Annotated in this window: 16 protein-coding genes; 3 read left to right on the forward strand and 13 right to left on the reverse strand. The window is 67.4% G+C overall.

Annotated features, from left to right (window positions below; translation table 11 throughout):
* Positions 1-906 (reverse strand): tetratricopeptide repeat protein, encoded by a 906-nt coding sequence (locus BJQ95_RS11155; protein WP_256041357.1) that lies wholly within the window; start codon positions 904-906, stop codon positions 1-3.
* A gap of 55 nt (positions 907-961) precedes the next feature.
* Positions 962-2,779 carry a hypothetical protein gene (locus BJQ95_RS11160; RefSeq protein WP_256041358.1) on the reverse strand — a complete coding sequence of 606 codons (1,818 nt, stop codon included), beginning with the start codon at positions 2,777-2,779 and terminating at the stop codon, positions 962-964.
* Between the two features lie 273 nt (positions 2,780-3,052).
* Between BJQ95_RS11160 and BJQ95_RS11165 the strand changes: the two genes are divergently transcribed.
* Together BJQ95_RS11165 and BJQ95_RS11170 are read left to right on the forward strand one after the other, a co-directional pair.
* On the forward strand, positions 3,053-4,666 hold the full coding sequence (locus tag BJQ95_RS11165) for a hypothetical protein (protein WP_130176385.1): 1,614 nt from the start codon (positions 3,053-3,055) through the stop codon (positions 4,664-4,666).
* 36 nt (positions 4,667-4,702) lie between these two features.
* Positions 4,703-5,752 carry an AI-2E family transporter gene (locus tag BJQ95_RS11170; protein ID WP_130176386.1) on the forward strand — a complete coding sequence of 350 codons (1,050 nt, stop codon included), beginning with the start codon at positions 4,703-4,705 and terminating at the stop codon, positions 5,750-5,752.
* A gap of 74 nt (positions 5,753-5,826) precedes the next feature.
* Here the strand turns inward: BJQ95_RS11170 and BJQ95_RS11175 are convergent, their stop codons facing one another.
* The 9 genes from BJQ95_RS11175 to rpsB all read right to left on the reverse strand — a co-directional run bounded on the left by BJQ95_RS11175 (position 5,827) and on the right by rpsB (position 12,615).
* Positions 5,827-6,555 (reverse strand): alpha/beta hydrolase, encoded by a 729-nt coding sequence (locus tag BJQ95_RS11175; RefSeq protein ID WP_130176387.1) that lies wholly within the window; start codon positions 6,553-6,555, stop codon positions 5,827-5,829.
* Positions 6,556-6,599: 44 nt separating this feature from the next.
* A complete protein-coding gene (locus BJQ95_RS11180; protein ID WP_130176388.1) occupies positions 6,600-6,899 on the reverse strand; it encodes a hypothetical protein in 300 nt (99 codons plus the stop codon).
* A 53-nt stretch (positions 6,900-6,952) separates the two neighbouring features.
* A complete protein-coding gene (locus BJQ95_RS11185) occupies positions 6,953-7,579 on the reverse strand; it encodes a lytic transglycosylase domain-containing protein (protein ID WP_240694594.1) in 627 nt (208 codons plus the stop codon).
* 198 nt (positions 7,580-7,777) lie between these two features.
* Positions 7,778-8,326, reverse strand: coding sequence for a DivIVA domain-containing protein (locus BJQ95_RS11190; protein ID WP_130176389.1), 549 nt, complete (start codon positions 8,324-8,326; stop codon positions 7,778-7,780).
* A gap of 46 nt (positions 8,327-8,372) precedes the next feature.
* Positions 8,373-9,353 carry a phosphatidate cytidylyltransferase gene (locus BJQ95_RS11195; protein ID WP_130176390.1) on the reverse strand — a complete coding sequence of 327 codons (981 nt, stop codon included), beginning with the start codon at positions 9,351-9,353 and terminating at the stop codon, positions 8,373-8,375.
* Positions 9,354-9,365: 12 nt separating this feature from the next.
* Positions 9,366-9,920, reverse strand: coding sequence for a ribosome recycling factor (frr, locus tag BJQ95_RS11200; RefSeq protein WP_130176391.1), 555 nt, complete (start codon positions 9,918-9,920; stop codon positions 9,366-9,368).
* A gap of 31 nt (positions 9,921-9,951) precedes the next feature.
* On the reverse strand, positions 9,952-10,668 hold the full coding sequence (pyrH, locus tag BJQ95_RS11205; RefSeq protein WP_088456458.1) for a UMP kinase: 717 nt from the start codon (positions 10,666-10,668) through the stop codon (positions 9,952-9,954).
* Positions 10,669-10,831: 163 nt separating this feature from the next.
* On the reverse strand, positions 10,832-11,659 hold the full coding sequence (gene tsf, locus BJQ95_RS11210) for a translation elongation factor Ts (RefSeq protein ID WP_130176392.1): 828 nt from the start codon (positions 11,657-11,659) through the stop codon (positions 10,832-10,834).
* 11 nt (positions 11,660-11,670) lie between these two features.
* Positions 11,671-12,615: a 30S ribosomal protein S2 gene (gene rpsB, locus BJQ95_RS11215; RefSeq protein WP_130176393.1), complete on the reverse strand. Its 945-nt coding sequence runs from the start codon at positions 12,613-12,615 to the stop codon at positions 11,671-11,673.
* A gap of 787 nt (positions 12,616-13,402) precedes the next feature.
* On the opposite strand from rpsB, the gene BJQ95_RS11220 reads away from it, so the two are divergent.
* A complete protein-coding gene (locus BJQ95_RS11220) occupies positions 13,403-13,801 on the forward strand; it encodes a M23 family metallopeptidase (RefSeq protein ID WP_240694595.1) in 399 nt (132 codons plus the stop codon).
* A 94-nt stretch (positions 13,802-13,895) separates the two neighbouring features.
* Here BJQ95_RS11220 and BJQ95_RS11225 read toward each other — a convergent pair whose 3' ends face one another.
* Positions 13,896-14,945 (reverse strand): tyrosine recombinase XerC, encoded by a 1,050-nt coding sequence (locus tag BJQ95_RS11225; protein WP_130176394.1) that lies wholly within the window; start codon positions 14,943-14,945, stop codon positions 13,896-13,898.
* A 109-nt stretch (positions 14,946-15,054) separates the two neighbouring features.
* Complete coding sequence (locus BJQ95_RS11230) at positions 15,055-16,029, reverse strand: phosphodiesterase (protein WP_205750030.1); 975 nt, start codon at positions 16,027-16,029, stop codon at positions 15,055-15,057.
* Between the last annotated feature and the right edge of the window lie 25 nt (positions 16,030-16,054).

The following is a 16,054-nucleotide window of genomic DNA, read 5'->3' on the forward strand; positions in this document are numbered from 1 at the left end:
CTAGTAGAGCAGCGCGGTGAGGCGTTTGCGGGCCGGCGGCACGCGGGGGTCGTCGGTGCCGACAACCTCGAACAGCTCGAGCATCCTCTGGCGGATCGTGTTCTTGCCGGCGGCGTCCTGGCCGGGGAACAGGCCGAGCAGCCTGTCAAAAGCGTCCTCGATGTGCCCACCGGACAGGTCGAGGTCGGCGACCAGGAGCTGAGCGTCGAGGTCAGCCGGGTCGTCGGCGGCCGCTGAACGCACCTCGGCGATGGTCTTGCCCTGCAGGCGTCCGAGCAGGCTCACCTGGGCAAGGCCGGCTGTGGCCATGGCGTCGCGGGGGTCACGGGCCAGGGCCAGCTTGTAGATGTCGATGGCGGTTGGGTAGTCGCCGCGGTCGATGGCTTCGTACGCCTCACGGTGGTGCGGCGGCAGTTCGGGTTCGGCGGGCTCCGCCGGCGGGCCGTCAGGGGTCTCTGCGGCTTCGGCGACCCCGGTGACACCGTGCTGGGCGGCGAGTTCGAGGACCCGTTCGAGGACCTCTCGAATCTGGGCGGCCGGCAGCACCCCGTCGAAGAGCTGCACGGGCTGCCCGTTGATGACTGCGGCGAGCGTGGGCACCGAGGTGGCCTGGAATGCCTGCGCGAGCTGGGGGTTTGTGTCGATGTCCACAGTGGCGAGGACGAAACGACCGTTGAATTCCCTGATCAAATTCTCGATCACCGGGGTGAGCTGGGTGGCCGGCTCGCTCCAGGCGGCCCAGAGATCGACGATGACCGGCACGACCTTGGACAGTTCCAACAGCTCGGCGAAATTGGTGTCGGTGCCCTCGAGGACCAGATTCGGCACCGGGACAACGCCGGCGACGGCGCCGCCCGGCACGCTGCCGGTGCTCACACCGGCCGAGGCCGCGGGCGGGCGGTTCACAAGCGAGGACAGGTCGACGGCGCCGCGCAGGTTGGCGCCGGCCGGGGGAGAACGGTCATGGAAGCTCCACGGAATTGATCAGTCCCTGGGCGAAGCCAAGGAGAACGATTTTGTCGGTTGAATTGGCGGCAGGCACGTGGAACAAGAGCTGTTCGCCGTAGGTGCTCTGAATGCCCTTTGACGTCTTCTCGATCCCGGAGAGCGCCTTGCTCGGGCCTTCCTTGGGGGTGATCGTCGCCTTGCCGTTCACGGCGGTGACCGTCGTGATCTCGTTGGCACTCACGGCCACGATACTGCCGGAGTCGTTGGTGGCAAGGGCGATGACCTCACCGCTGCCGACGGCGTTGGTGAACTCCATCGTGCCGGTGTCTTCGAGCTCGGCGAGCTGTTTCGCCTTGTAGTCCACGCCCAGTTGGGTGCGTGCGGTGTCGCCCTCGGCTTCGAAGAGCGGGAACGAGGGGCTGGCCTCGCCGTTCAGCAGGATGTCGACATACGCCGGTCCGACCTCATTGGGCGCCATCGACATGAACTTGTTGTCCGGTGCGATGAGCGGGGCGCCGATGGTGGCCGGGGCGACCCCGGGGACCTTCGCCGAGGCCTCCAACTGCACCGCGTACTCCACGAGGTAGTTCTCCCGCGGCGACTTCTGCTTGAGCACCAGGGCCATGGTCGGCACGGACGCCTCGTCGGTGGACTGCAGCACGGTCATGACCACGCGTGGCCAGGTGTCGGTCTGCTGCGGCAGCGTGAGGGTCAATGGGGAATCCGGCAGCGCGGTGGTGGCCGCAAACGACGAGTCGGCGGTGCGGATCTTGTAGTTGGCCAGACGCTGCTCGAGGGCCGGGCCGGTGAACCGGGTGGCGATGCTGTCGACGTCCAGGTTGGCGTCGGCCTTGGCGGTGAGGTCGACGATGTCGCCGACGATGCGCTCGAGCTGCGGCACGCTCACCGCCGGCTGCGGCGTCTCGTCGACGGCCGCCGCCTCGGTGTCCTCAGTGCTGGGAGCCGGCGTTGCCGGCGCGGTACCCGAGCTTTCAGGTGCGCCGGTCGGCCAGAACTCCGGCGAGCATCCGCTGAGCGCCAGACCGGTGACCAGCACGAGAGGCGCGGCGATCATGGGCCGGCCGATCGAGCGGCGCGGGCCGGTGATCTCACTGGCCTTGATGGTCTTGGGGCGGGGCACCCGGGGCAGTCGGGGCAGTCGGGGCATCCGCGGACCGCGCGGCACGTTGCGCCGGGGGCGGCGGGACCGGCGCAAGTGCAGCAGGGCCAGCAGGTAGATCACAAAGCCGATCAGGGCCATGAGCGCTCCCCCGACTATCAACGGTCCGGCCCAGGGCGTCGCGTTGTCCGTCGGCCAGGCCACGGTGATGTCGGTCGGGGCCGGGGCAGTACCATCGGACGCGACGAGCACGGAGATGCCTTCCGGAGCACTGATCGTGGTGGTCACGGTCTTCTCGCCGGTGACCTCTTCCAGCCACAGGTCGGATCCGGCTGGGTCGGTCGGCAGGGGCGCTGCCTCGGCTTCCTCGGCGGGCGCGACCTCGGTCCCGGTCGTCGTGGTCACGGCCAGGCTCTTGGTGTCGGCATCGAGGCTCACCGCTGAGTACTCGTCTCCGCCGATCCAAGCCTGGATGTCGGCGGTGCGCGCGTACGCGACGAAGACGCTGTCGGAGCCTGAGACCGTGAGGGTCTGGCTGCCGGGGAACGCGCCAAGCGCTCTGCCGTCGATCACGGCGTAGGCGGAACCGTCCTCGACGGTAGTGCTCATGCTCGTGGAAGCAGGTTCGAGAAAGACTGTTCGCTGCGCGATGCCGAATGCGATCATCAGCGCGGCGAGAACGAATGCCAGAATGGCAAAGACGAAACGCACGTAAAACCCTCCTGTGTTGCCTGCCGATGGCTGCAGTTCACAACGCCTGCCACCGCTTGTCGGAGCCGGGAAGCAACAGACACGGACGTCTTACGATAGTGGACGCTCCTGAGAGGTGCCTAATAGCGCCGATGGATGCGGATTGGGCGCTGGACCGGCCGGGGCTCTCCCCTGAAGGCGGGATGGGGCGCACGTTCTGCGGGCACTAAAATTGCACGGGCTGCTCCGTCATGCACTGCATGCGGGGACAGGCCCCATTTATGAGGAGACAACGTGGCGACCGACGAGGCTGACTTCACCCAGGTATTCCGGGGGTACGACAAGGAGGAGGTCGATAAGGCGATCCAGGGGCTGCGCCGTGACCTGATCCAGGCCAACGCGCAGAGCACGGAGTCGGCCAGGGAAGTCAAACGGCTCGGTGCCCGGATCGACGACCTCAACGCCGAGATCGAAGAGGTCGGCAGCCCCACCTTCTCCGGTCTGGGCACGAAGTTGGAGAACACTCTCCGCGTCGCAGAGGAACAGTCCACCCGGGTCATCGCCCAGGCCGACATCGACGCCGAGAAACTGCGCGCCTCCGCAGCCGCCGAAATCGACGCGCTCAAACGACAGGCCTCCGAGCACGCCGAACGGACCGTGTCCGACGCCGCCGTCAAGGCCAGCCGGCTGCTCAGCGACGCCGACGCCGAGGCCGATGACCTGCTCACCCGCGCCAACGAGACCCACGAGCAACTCACCCGGGATGCCCTGCACGAGGCCGCCGCGATCCGCGGCGCCGTTGCCACCGAGGCCGCGGAGCTTCGCGCCACGGTCAAGCGTGAGGTCGCCGCCATCCGGTCGGAGGCCGAACGTGGGGCCGCTGAGGTGCGTGTGGTCGCCCAGCGCGAAGCCACAGAGGCACGCGAGATCGCCGCGGGACTGACCCGGGAAACCGAGTTGACCCGCGCCGAGGTCGCCCACGAGCTGGACCAGCAGCGAGCCGACCTCGCCCGGGAGACCGAACAGGCCCGAATCGACCTCGCCGCGGAGACCGAACAGGATCGCATCGACCTGGCCAGGGAGACCGAACAGGCCCGGATCGACCTGGCTCACGAGACCGAACAGGCCCGCTCCGACCTGTCCGTGGAAATCGAACAGGGCCGCACCGACCTGGCCAGGGAGATCGAACAGGCTCGCGCCGACCTCGCCATTGAGGGCGAGCAAGCCCACACGGACCTGGACCGGGAGCTGGACCGCGACCGCGCCGCAGTGAACCGCGACATCGACAAGTCGCACGCAGACCTCGCCGCGGAGGTCGAGCAGGCCAGGGCCGACCTCGCCAGAGAGCTCGAGCAGACCAAGGCCGACTTCGACGCCGACAGCGAGCAGGCCAGGATCGACCTGGACAACCACCTCACCGCCACCCGCAAGCGCGGCGAGCACGAGGCGGCCAAGCTGCGCCGCGAGATCGACCAGATCCGCGCCGACCTCGAGGTGGAGCTCAAGGCCCGCCGGGACGAGGCCGAGCAGGATCATTTGGCCCGGCACCAGACGGCCGTCGCCCAGACGCAGAAGTTCCTCGACGACTCATCCGCTCAGCTGGTCGACACCAACGCCCGCACAGTGTCCCTGCGTGCGTTGAACGAAGAGCTGGGCGCCGGCGCCCGCGCCGAGGCCAAGGCGGCGAAGACGAAAGCCGACGATGAGGCCGAGCGCATCGTTCGTGATGCCGAGGACCGCGCGGCCGCTCTCATCGCCGCCGCCGACACACGAACACGCGAACTAGTCACCGACGCTGAGGACCGTCTGGCGCAGATTAGGATTGAGCGCGACTCGGTCGCCGGCTACTTCGAGAGCCTGCGCAGCGTCCTGACCCAGGCGGAGAAGGTGAACGCCGACCAGGATTAGTCGGTTCAGCAGCCCGGACAAGCAAGTGGAGAAACAGTGAAAATTCAAAACGCCTTTCGTCTGGGCCTGGTCGGAACGCTCGGCGTGGGTCTGGGCCTGCTGATCATCAATTCGGTCATCTCGTTGTCGACCATCATCACTTACGTCGGCGCCGCCCTGTTCCTCTCGCTCGGCCTGGACCCCGCGGTGTCCTGGCTGGAGAAGAAGAAGTTCCCCCGGTGGGCGGCCATCCTCACGGTGCTGGTCGCCGTGCTGGGCGGGTTGACCGCGGTGGTCTTCGCGATAGTTCCCATCGTCGCCGATCAGATCGCCAATCTGTCAGATCGCATCCCTGACCTGGTCAGGTCGGTGAACTCGGCGACCTTCCTCGTCGACGTGCAGAAGCAATTCCCCGCCCTGGATGTGCAAGCCATCGTGAAGTCGGTGACCGACTACCTCGGCGGCAATCTCAGCGAGATTACCGGCACGATCGTCGCCTCCGGATTCGCGCTGGTGTCCGGGCTGTTCGGCGGCCTCATCATCCTCATCCTGACCCTGTATTTCACGGCGTCACTGAACACCATGAAGCGTGCCACCTACCAGCTGGTTCCCGCCTCCAAGCGCGAACGTTTCGCCGACCTGAGCGAGCAGATCACCACCGCCGTCGGCCGCTTCATCGTGGGCCAGGGTGCCCTCGCCGCCTGCAACGGTGTCTTGAGTTTCATCTTCCTGTCGATCATCGGTGCCCCGTTCCCCGCTCTGCTGGCGCTGATCGCATTCCTGTTCTCGCTCATCCCGCTGGTCGGAACCATCACCGGGTCCGTCATCATCGTGGCCACCTGCATGATTCCCGGCATCGGCAGCTCCTGGCTCACCGTGCTCGTCGCGGGCATCTACTACCTGGTGTACATGCAGATCGAGGCGTACGTGCTGAGCCCGAACATCATGAACCGGGCCGTCGCGGTTCCCGGCGCCGTCGTCGTGGTCGCCGCCCTGGCGGGCGGGTCGCTGCTCAACATTCTCGGAGCGCTCATCGCGATCCCGGTCGCCGCGTCGGTCATCATGATCGTCAAGCAGGTCGTGATTCCCCGCCAGAACGAGCTGTAGGGCCGCCAGGGAGCACAAACACGCTCCGGCGGGATACCGCGGTGGGCTCTGCTCGACCGGTCGTACGCAGCCGGTTAGAGCTCGCCGTGCCATTCTTCGGGCAACGGAGCGGCAGACGGGTTCACGACGGCGACGATCTCGTTGAGCACCCGGCGGGTCTGGCTCTCCCCCACCCACAGGTGCTTCGCACCGTCGACGGCGATCAGCCGGGCTTCCGGTACGCTGGCGAACCGGGTGCGGGCCTCGTCGGGCCGCAGGTAGTCGTCGTGCTCGGGCACCAGCACCACCAGTTCGCGTTCGTCGCCCGCCCAGGCCGCCAGTTCGGCATCCGTGGCCCTGTGCAATGGCGGCGATAACAGGATGGCGCCGCGGATCGGGTAGTCGCGGCCGTACTTGATCGCGAGTTCGGTACCGAACGACCAGCCGACCAGCCATGGCGCCGGCAGTCCGCGCTGCGCCACGAAGGCCATCGCGGCGGCGACATCGGCGCTTTCGGCGTCGCCGTGGCCGAAGCTGCCCTCGCTGGTGCCCCTGGGCGAGGTCGTGCCGCGGGTGTTGAACCGCAGCACGGCCAGGTCGGCCAAAGCCGGCAGGCGTCCCGCGGCCTTCCGAAGGATGTGCGAGTCCATGAATCCGCCATGGGTGGGCAGCGGATGCAGGGTGACCAGGGTGGCGACGGCCGGCCGGTCCACCGGCGTGGCGAGTTCGCCCACCAGGGTGAGGCCGTCCTCGGTGTGCAGCTCGATGTGCTCTCGGGTTGCGGGCAGGTCGATGCCGCCGCGGATCTCGACCGGTCCGGCCATGGTGGTGCTCCTCGTCGGGGTGTGCGCGCGCGGATTCGCTCTGGTTACTTGATCTTCCAGCAGTGCAGGTGCCAGTGCCGCCTGGCGGCGAGGTCCGCGGCGTCGCCGGTCACTCCATCACCGCGCCAGGTGACGATGTGCGCTACGCCGGGATTGATGTCCAACTGGCAGCGCGGGCACAGGTAGGTCTTGGCCGCCTGCGCGGCGCTGATGGGCTGAACGTGCCAGACGCCGTCGCGTTTCATCTCGGTGCGGCGCCAACCTGCGAGCATGCGAGACAGGTCGTCGGCCTCGTCCTCGCCGGTGCCGGTTCTGCGGCCCTTGGGGCGATTGCTGCGCGGCATGGTTCAAGTCTAACCCTGGCCCGTGAGACCCAGTGGGCCCGCCGGTGGGCGACCTAGTACCAGCCGACGTCGACGGAGTGGCCCCAGGCGCCGCAGGGGGTGCCATAGCGGCCGCTGATGTAGCCCAGGCCCCATTCGACCTGGGTAGCGGCGTTGGTCTCCCAGTCGGAGCCTGCCGTGGCCATCTTCGACCCGGGCAGGGCCTGCGGGATACCGTAGGCGCCGCTGCTGGAGTTGGCCGCGTTGACCCGCCAGCCGGACTCCTTGTTCCACAGCGATACCAGGCAGCTGTACTGGTCTTCGCCCCAGCCGCGGGACGCAACGGCGCCGTACGCGTAAGCCTGGGCGGAACCCGGATCGGGGACGGCGGCCGGTGCGGCGCTGACGGATCCGGACGACGATGACGATGCTGCGGCCACGGGGGCGGGCGCCGGTTCCGGCTCGGGTTCGTTGATGGTGTATCCGTCGATGCTCACGGCGTTGGCCACGGTGCTGGCCACGAGCAGGGACTGGGCGGCCTCACCCTCATACCGGTCGGACGCGGCGCCGGGCACCTGGAAGTAGGGGGACGCCGTTGCCCCGGAGTACGGGTCGACCACGGTGACGAGCACAAACGCGGCGGCGGCGGTGAAGGCGAACATCGACAGCGCCACGTGACTGCGCGACGCCGGGCGGTGCATGCTGCGCTGACTCGGTCGGGACGGCGCCTGAACGACGACAGGGGCGAACCGTGCGAGTGGTGCACGAAGCTGTTGCGCGGCCGGTTTACTCACCGGCGATGCGCCTGAATCAGGCGCGGAAATATTCAGATGTCTACCCACGATTCTTCGACCCTAGCTCATCCCGTGTGTAACAGCCAGGTAACGACACGCAGTTGGTCACCGAACGGCGAGCATCACGTCGATGACGCCATCGAGGACCAGGTCGACCTGGGCCTCGCGATAGCCGGCCCGCTCTGGCCGGAACACGGCCGTGCGCACGTCGTCGACGGTGACCGGATTGCCGTCCTGGAAGTAGTTGACCAGTTTCGTGGCGAGCCGGTCCACCTCTGTCCTGTTGTAGCCGGTGCTGAAGATGCTGGTGCGGCTGAATCGCTGTCCGGCGGGACGGCCGAGCCGGTTGATGAGCACCTGCGCGGTTTGGCGGGCCTCGTCGAGCCAGGCCTCCGGGCCTGCTTCGGTGGTGGCGCGTTCCCGTTCCCGCAGGGCGAAGGCGTCCTCGAGACGCTCCAGGGCCGCATCGACGTGCGTGGGCGAGTAGCCGCCCTTCTGCATCGCGAAAGCGGTGTGCCGGATGTCTGCAGCGGTGAGCTGGTCCGTCCCACCGGCATTGTCGTACGCCTGGCGTGTCGACTCGAGGAATTCCTCGACCTGTTTGAGGTTGTAGCCGAGCATCTTCTTGCTGGTTCGGGGAAACGTAGTGCTCACCGCCTCATTCTGCCCCACCGGACGCCGCGTGTCGAAAGCAGCCGAGTCAGGCAAAGATCAGGTACAGCGCATACGCGGCTGCCGCTGACGGCAGGATGGAGTCCAGACGGTCCAGGAAACCGCCGTGGCCGGGCAGCCAGGAACTCATGTCCTTGATACCGAGGTCTCGCTTGATCAGAGATTCCGCAAGGTCGCCGAATGTGGCGGCGACCAGAATCACAATGCCGAAGACCGCACCGAACCACCACGGCTGGCCCAACATGAGCACGGCCAGCAGGATGCCGACCACAGCGGTGGCCAGGGCAGCACCTGCGAAGCCTTCCCAGGTCTTCTTCGGGCTGATCGTGGGCACCATCGGGTGTTTGCCGAACGACAGACCCGACGCGTACGCGGCGGTGTCCGCCGAGATCACCAGCAGCAAGAAGGACAGGGTCCACCACTCACCGTCGGGTTGGGCCACCAGCAGGATCGCGAAACTGGCGAGGAAGACGACGTAGACCTGGATGAGGAAGCCGGCCCCGATATCACCGAGGAGGATACCGACGGGAACCCGATGTGCGGGCACGATCAGCATGGCAATGCGCCAGAGCGTGATGAAGACGATGCCGGCCATCATCGCGAGCCACTGCCCGCCGGCGCCCAGGTAAAACGCCGCCGGCACCACGGCTACGGCGGAGACGATCACCGGAATCCGGGGAACATTGCGCCCGGCCCGGCGCAAGGCCTCCGCCAATTCGAGGGCGGTGAAGGCGACGACGACAACCGCCAGGATCATGAACAGCGATTTGATGAAGACCAAGGAGACCAGCATCAGACCGCCGAGACCCAGGCCGATCAGGGTCGCCAGAATCAGGTTCCGACCTGTGCGCGCTTCGATGCGTTCGTTCGTCGCATCCAGCTGTGCCTTGGTGGCCTGCACCTGGCGCTCGATGTCAGCCTTGGTGGACTGCACCTGCGCCCGGAACTCTGCGCGGCCGGTGCCGCGACCCCGTTGGGGTGGCGTGGTGGGCCCTGGATCGTTCGTCATTGGCTGGTCTCCCTAGATAGCGAGGAGTTCGGCTTCCTTGCGCTTGAGGGCCTCGTCGATCGCGTCGATGTGAGTCTTCGTGATCTGCTCGAGTTCCTTCTCGGCGCGGGCCACGTCGTCGTCGCCGACCTCGCTCTTCAGGGCGTCGAGTTCGTCCTTGGCCTTGCGGCGGAGGTTGCGCACCGAAACCTTGGAGTCTTCACCCTTGGTCTTGACGATCTTGACGTATTCCTTGCGACGATCGTTCGTCAGCTCGGGCAGGGATGCCCGGATGACGATCCCGTCGTTGCCGAGGTTGGCGCCGAGGTTCGGGGTGTCCCGGATGGCGTTCTCGATATCGCGCAGGGCGCTCTTGTCGTACGGGGTGATCAGGAGCGTGCGGGCTTCCTGGTTCTGCAGCGAGGCGAGCTGGCCGAGCGGCGTCGGCGTACCGTAGTAGTCGACCAGGATCTTCTGGAACATCTGGGGGTTCGCACGGCCGGTTCGCACGGTGGCGAAGTCTTCCTTCGCGGCCTCAACGGCCTTGTCCATGCGCTGGGTGGTGTCGGTCAGGACATCCGTAATCACGGTGACTCCTTCTTCGGTGGCTTCAATAATCCTAGTTGGAGACGAGGGTTCCCAGTTCGGCGCCGAGGATGGCGGCGGTCACATTGCCGTGCGGAGCCATCCCGAACACCCGCATGGGCATGCTGTTGTCCATGCACAGGCTGAACGCCGTCGAGTCGACGACCTTGAGGCCGCGCTGGAGCGCATCCTGGTAGGTGATGCTGTGGATCTTGTGGGCGTCGGGGTTCGTGCGCGGGTCGTCGGAGTACACGCCGTCGACGCCGTTCTTGGCGACCAGGACGACCTCGGCGCCGATCTCGAGGGCACGCTGGGCGGCCACGGTATCGGTGGAGAAGTAGGGCAGTCCGGCGCCGGCGCCGAAGATGACGACGCGGCCCTTCTCGAGGTGGCGCTCGGCGCGGCGCGGGATGTACGGCTCAGCGACCTGGGTCATGGCGATGGCGGACTGCACGCGGGTCTCCGCGCCGGCCTGTTCCAGGAAGTCCTGCAGCGCCAGGGCGTTCATCACGGTGCCCAGCATGCCCATGTAATCGGCTCGGCCGCGGTCCATGCCGCGCTGGGAGAGCTCTGCGCCGCGGAAAAAATTGCCGCCGCCGACGACGATGGCGATCTCGACGCTCTTGGCGGCCTCGGCGATTTCCCGGGCGAGGCTGCTGATGACATCGGGATTGACACCGAGGCTGCCCGCCCCGAATGCTTCGCCCGACAGCTTGAGGAGGACTCTGCGCTTGGTACCCGTATCTGACATGTCCGTGAGCGTCCTTCCGTTGTGGATCGTGGTTCTAAAACTACCGGTTGAGCACCGGCGGGCCCTACCCGCGCTGCAGCGTGGCTGCAAGCGGACAGAGAAGAAGGAGACCGGATTGCCGAGGCGATCCGATCTCCTTCTGTCTCATGCTGTTACTTCGGGCTTACGCGCCGACCTTGAACCGGGCGAAGCCGGTCACGGTCAGGCCTGCGTCAGCGAGCACCTTGCTGACGGACAACTTGTTGTCCTTGGCGTAGTCCTGCTCGAGCAGGGCAACCTGCTTGAAGTAGGCCTGAATGCGACCTTCAACGATCTTGGGCAGCGCGGCAGCCGGCTTGCCCTCGTTCTCGCTGATCTCGGTGACGATGCGACGCTCGGCCTCCACGGCTTCCGCGGGTACGTCTTCGCGAGCCAGGTACTCCGGGTTCGCGAACGAGATGTGCTGAGCGATGCTGCGAGCGGTCGCGGCGTCCTCACCGGTGTAGCCAAGGACAACGCCGACCTGCGGGGGCAGGTCCTTGCTGGTCTTGTGCAGGTAGATCTCGAAGTTGTCACCGGTGACGGCTGCAACACGGCGAAGCTCGAACTTCTCGCCGATGATCGCGGCTTCGCCGTTGATGAGCTCACCCACGGTCTGTTCGGCGGCGGGAGCGGCAAGCGCCTCCTCGACGGAGGTGGCACCGGCTGCGGAAACCGCGTCCAGAACCTTCTCGGAGAGAGCGCCGAACTTCTCGCCCTTGGCGACGAAGTCGGTCTCGCAGGCGAGCTCGAGCAGGAACGCGGTATTGCCGATCACCTTGGCGGCGACGAGGCCCTCAGAGGTGGAGCGGTCAGCGCGCTTGGCGTTGCCCTTTGCACCCTTGAGACGCAGGATCTCGACCGCGCGCTCGATGTCGCCATCGGCTTCGACGAGTGCGTTCTTGGTGTCGACCATGCCGGTGCCGAGGCGCTCGCGCAGGATCTTGACGGATTCGAGGTTGAAGTTTGCCATACCTGTTGTCCTTACTTGGTGTCGGCTACGGGAGCGTCGGCTGCAACCTCTTCGGTTGCGGCTTCGGGCTCTGCTGCTGCGGTCTCTGCTGCTGCGGTCTCTGCAACAGGCGCCTCTTCGGCAACCGGCTCGGTGTCGACGGTGGCGTCGGCGACCTTCTCGGTCTCAGCGGAGGACTGCTCCGGGGTGGTCTCGGCCGGAGCTGCGAGCAGCTCGGCTTCCCACGCGGCGAGGGGCTCGACTTCGGCGCCCTCTTCGGGCTTCTGGTGACGCTGGATGAGGCCCTCGGCTGCGGCGTCCGCGATGATGCGGGTCAACAGGCCCACGGAGCGGATGGCGTCGTCGTTGCCCGGGATCGGGTACTGCACGTCGTCGGGGTCGCAGTTGGTGTCCAGGATCGCGATGACGGGGATGCCGAGCTTGCGCGCCTCGTCGATGGCGAGGTGCTCCTTGTTGGTGTCGACCACCCAGAGCGCAGACGGCGTTTTGGTCAGGTTGCGGATTCCGCCGAGGCTCTTGTGCAGCTTGACGAGCTCGCGCTTCTTGATGAGCATTTCCTTCTTCGTGAAACCGCTCTTGGCGGTGTCCTCGAAGTCGAGCTCTTCGAGCTCCTTCATGCGAGCCAGACGCTTGGAGACCGTCTGGAAGTTGGTGAGGAGGCCACCGAGCCAGCGCTGGTTGACGTAGGGCTGGCCGACACGCGTCGCCTGCTCCGAAATCGATTCCTGCGCCTGCTTCTTGGTGCCGACGAAGAGGATGGTGCCGCCGTGGGCGACGGTCTCCTTGACGAAGTCATAGGCCTTGTCAACGAACCCAAGCGACTGCTGCAGGTCGATGATGTAGATGCCCGAACGCTCGGTGAAGATGAAGCGCTTCATCTTCGGGTTCCAACGGCGGGTCTGGTGCCCGAAGTGCACGCCGCTGTCGAGCAGCTGGCGAATGGTTACGACGGCCATGAGCCGTACTCCTTATCTGACGAATCTGCGCAGCAGAAAACGCCTATCGGTTTGTGTCGTGATCGGATGATCACTACTCCTGGTGCCCGGCACACAACCGCCCGACTTCGTGAGAAGCGGGACCGAATGGGTGTGTTGGCCGAATGGGCACGCGTAGTCAGCGCACAAAGCGCTGCTCTGAGCACTCTAGCACTTGGCCGGCCCGTGCCGCTGACCACCGGCAGGCCCCGTGAGCGCTCTGCATCCCATCGCCTGCTGCTCCGCCAGCACTCCTCCACAGCCCCCGTGTGTCTGAGTTGTGCACAGTCCGGCGGCCGGCTCTCCCCCAGCCCGCTCGTCGCCGGATGCTGATTCCATGACTGTGACAGGACGCCCCAGACGGTTCGCCGGTAGCCTCTTCTCCGCACGCTCTGCCGTCGGCCGGTTCCGGCGCCGAGGTGCTCCAGCACGGCAGCGCTTGGTCGCGCTTTCTGCCTGCGCCGTACTGGCGTCGTTGCTCGCGAGCGGCCCCGCTGCGCCCGTCGGCCCCGTCCCGGCTCCGCCCGCGGCGCGCGCTGCGTCGGCCACCGCGGCAGAGGCGGCGGACACAGCGGCGATAGCAGCCACTGCGGCAGGGGCGGCGGCCACGGCGGCCACGGCGGCCACGGCGGCCACGGCGATGGTTGTCCCAGCGGCGACACAGCCAGCGGTGGCGGCAGTGGCGAGAACGGCAGCGCCCGTGGTGGTGGTGGTGGCACCGGCGCGGGCGGCAGCGTGGGCGTGGCCGGTCGGACCACCGCGAGAAGTCTTGCGTCCCTTCGAGGCGCCGGCCGGCCGGTATGCGGCCGGGCATCGCGGCATCGACCTCGTGGCCGGCCAGGGCGATTCGGTTCGCTCCCCCGCCGACGGCGTGGTGACGTTCGTGGGCACGGTGGTGGACCGGCCGGTAGTCTCCATCCAGCACGGCAACGATCTGTTGTCGAGCTTCGAGCCGGTCAACGCCACGGTCAGCGAAGGCGATCGGGTTCAAGCCGGACAGGTGATCGGCATCGTGGCGACGGGCGCACACTGCACGGCTCGGTGTGTGCACTTCGGGGTGCGTCGCTACGGCCAGTACATCTCGCCGGTGCTGTTCCTCGGGGGCTTGGCCCGCGCGGTCCTGCTCCCCCTCCCGCCGTCCGGCCCGCTGCCGCTCCCATCCCGTTGACTCCCGCGCACCCCCTCGCGAACTGTGAGTTAAGCACCCAAGATGTCGTTCTTTAGGTGCTTAACTCACAGTTCGCGGGCGGGACGGGCGGCCTTTAGGCGCGGGGGTGGGCGAGACGGTAGCTTTGCTGCAGGCGCTCCGCCGAGACGTGGGTGTAGATCTGGGTGGTGCCGAGGCTGGCGTGGCCGAGCATCTCCTGCACCGCGCGCAGATCGGCGCCGCCGTCGAGCAGATGTGTGGCGGCGGTGTGGCGCAGAGCGTGCGGACCGGCCGGGCCGCTGCCCGGCATTGCCTCGAGCAGTGCAGCGACGAGGCGGTACACGGCCCGCACCCCGAGTCGCTGCCGCTGGCTGCCGAGGAACAGGGCGGCAGGGTCGACCCTGCCAGCTCGGCGCCCCGTCGGAGACCCGGCCGCCCCTGCACGCGTCACCTCGGGAGTCGTGGTCCCTGCCGTCGCGGCGGGCGCTGCTCCCGCTGGCGCTTCCCCGTCTGGCGTTGTTCCTGACGTCGTCCTGGCCGGGCCCGCACTGGCCAACGCCGGACGTGCCGTTTGCAGATAGCGCACGATCGCGCTCCGCGCCGGCACCCCGAACGGCACCACACGTTGTTTGTCGCCCTTGCCGGTTACTCGCACCGTCAAACGGGACAGGTCGACGTCCCCCTCGTCGAGCCCCACAAGTTCCGAGACCCGCAGTGCGGAGGCGTACAGCAACTCGATGATGGCCAGGTCGCGCACGGCGCCGGAATCACCAGTGCTCGCGGCGGCTTCGAGCCGGTCCAGGAGTTCCTGCATCTGGGTGCGGTTGATCACCCGCGGCAGGGTACGGCCGGGTTTGGGCGAGCGAAGCCGCACGGCCGGGTCGCTGGGCAGCACGCCGTCCCGGGTGAGCCAGGCCGTGAACCCGCGGGCCGACGCGGAGCGCCTGGCGATGGTGGCTCGCGCCAGGCCCGCCTGGGTGCCTTCCCAGAGCCAGTCGCGCAGCAGCTCCAGGGTCAGGCCGTCGACGGTGGCGACAGCCCGCTCCTCGGCAAAGGTGGCCAAACCGGACAGGTCGGCGCAGTAGGCCCGAACCGTGTTCGCGGAGAAGCCGCGTTCGGTGGCGAGATAGCGGGCGAAGCCATCTATCGCCGGGTCAAGATGCATGCCACCAGCATCTCGCGCACCCAGCAGGATCTCCGCAGCGACGCGGGAAAAGCATCCATTCGAGTCCCTCCGCCGGGGGCATGCCCGTGGGGAAAGTCCCCGGTCGCCATTACCGAGCTGCGGATGTAGTGTGCCGGGAGAAGGCCGCCAGCCGATCCGCGGGGCTGAGCGCTTCCATCCGGTCGAGGTAGGCAGGGTCGAACCGGGTGACCACGTCGAAGCTGCCCAGGGGAACGTTCGAGTGCACCACCTGGTCGGCGTAGACGTGCACCAGATTCATCGACTGGCCGCCGCCCAGCCCGGTGAGCTGACGCGGCGGAGCGGCAGCGTCGATCGTGTAGCAGGTGGCCGCGGCGACCGACACCGGGATCCCGGCGAACAACCCGGTGGTGGCATAGTGCAGGTGGCCGCCCAGGATCGCTCGCACATCGCTGCCGCGAAGAACGTCCCCGAGCGCCTGCTGTTCGCGGAGTTCCAGGATCGTCATCAGCGGCAGAGCGGTGGGCACCGGCGGGTGATGCAACGCCAGCAGCGACCCGTGCTCGGATGCCCGCCCCAGCACGTCGCGGAGCCAGGCGAGCTGGTGGGGCGTGACCTCGCCGTGGTGGTAGCCGGGCACGCTGGTGTCCAGGGAGATCACCCGCAGTCCGTTCACGTCGACAACACCGTCGACGGGCGCGTCGTGGCCGTCGGTACGCAGCAGTTCGGTGCGGAACGCCGAGCGCTCGTCGTGGTTGCCCATCACCCAGACCACGGTGGCACCCATCCGCTCGGCTGACGCCTCGACGATGTCGCGAACCCGGCGGTAGGCATCCGGCTCGCCGCGGTCGGCGATGTCGCCGGTGAAGACCAGGGCGTCGATGGCCAGGCCGGAAGCCTCCAGCTGTGCCATCGCACGGTGCACGGTGCTGTCGGTGTCCACGGCGTCATACAGCAGCCGCCCGGAGCCGTCTGCGGCCGTGCCCAGGAAGTGCGTGTCGCTGAGGTGGGCGATGAGATGGGAGGCCTGCGGATGCTGGCCCATCTGCACGGATGTGCCCGGTAGCACCGCCTTCAGCCCCTCGGTCGGTGTTGTTCCCGTCATGCTTGACCCCTCACGTTCGCAGATG

The organism is Cryobacterium sp. SO1, assembly GCF_004210215.2.
In the GTDB taxonomy this organism is placed as follows: domain Bacteria; phylum Actinomycetota; class Actinomycetes; order Actinomycetales; family Microbacteriaceae; genus Cryobacterium.

Bases quoted from the DNA above. Each gene is read 5' to 3' on its own strand.
- BJQ95_RS11175 (WP_130176387.1), bottom strand. From the start codon at position 6,555: ATGGCCGGACCGGTCGAGATCCGCGGCGGCATCGACCTGCCCGCAACC.
- BJQ95_RS11180 (WP_130176388.1), bottom strand. From the start codon at position 6,899: ATGCCGCGCAGCAATCGCCCCAAGGGCCGCAGAACCGGCACCGGCGAG.
- BJQ95_RS11185 (WP_240694594.1), bottom strand. From the start codon at position 7,579: ATGCACCGCCCGGCGTCGCGCAGTCACGTGGCGCTGTCGATGTTCGCC.
- BJQ95_RS11195 (WP_130176390.1), bottom strand. From the start codon at position 9,353: ATGACGAACGATCCAGGGCCCACCACGCCACCCCAACGGGGTCGCGGC.
- pyrH (WP_088456458.1), bottom strand. From the start codon at position 10,668: ATGTCAGATACGGGTACCAAGCGCAGAGTCCTCCTCAAGCTGTCGGGC.
- tsf (WP_130176392.1), bottom strand. From the start codon at position 11,659: ATGGCAAACTTCAACCTCGAATCCGTCAAGATCCTGCGCGAGCGCCTC.
- rpsB (WP_130176393.1), bottom strand. From the start codon at position 12,615: ATGGCCGTCGTAACCATTCGCCAGCTGCTCGACAGCGGCGTGCACTTC.
- BJQ95_RS11225 (WP_130176394.1), bottom strand. From the start codon at position 14,945: ATGCATCTTGACCCGGCGATAGATGGCTTCGCCCGCTATCTCGCCACC.
- BJQ95_RS11230 (WP_205750030.1), bottom strand. From the start codon at position 16,029: ATGACGGGAACAACACCGACCGAGGGGCTGAAGGCGGTGCTACCGGGC.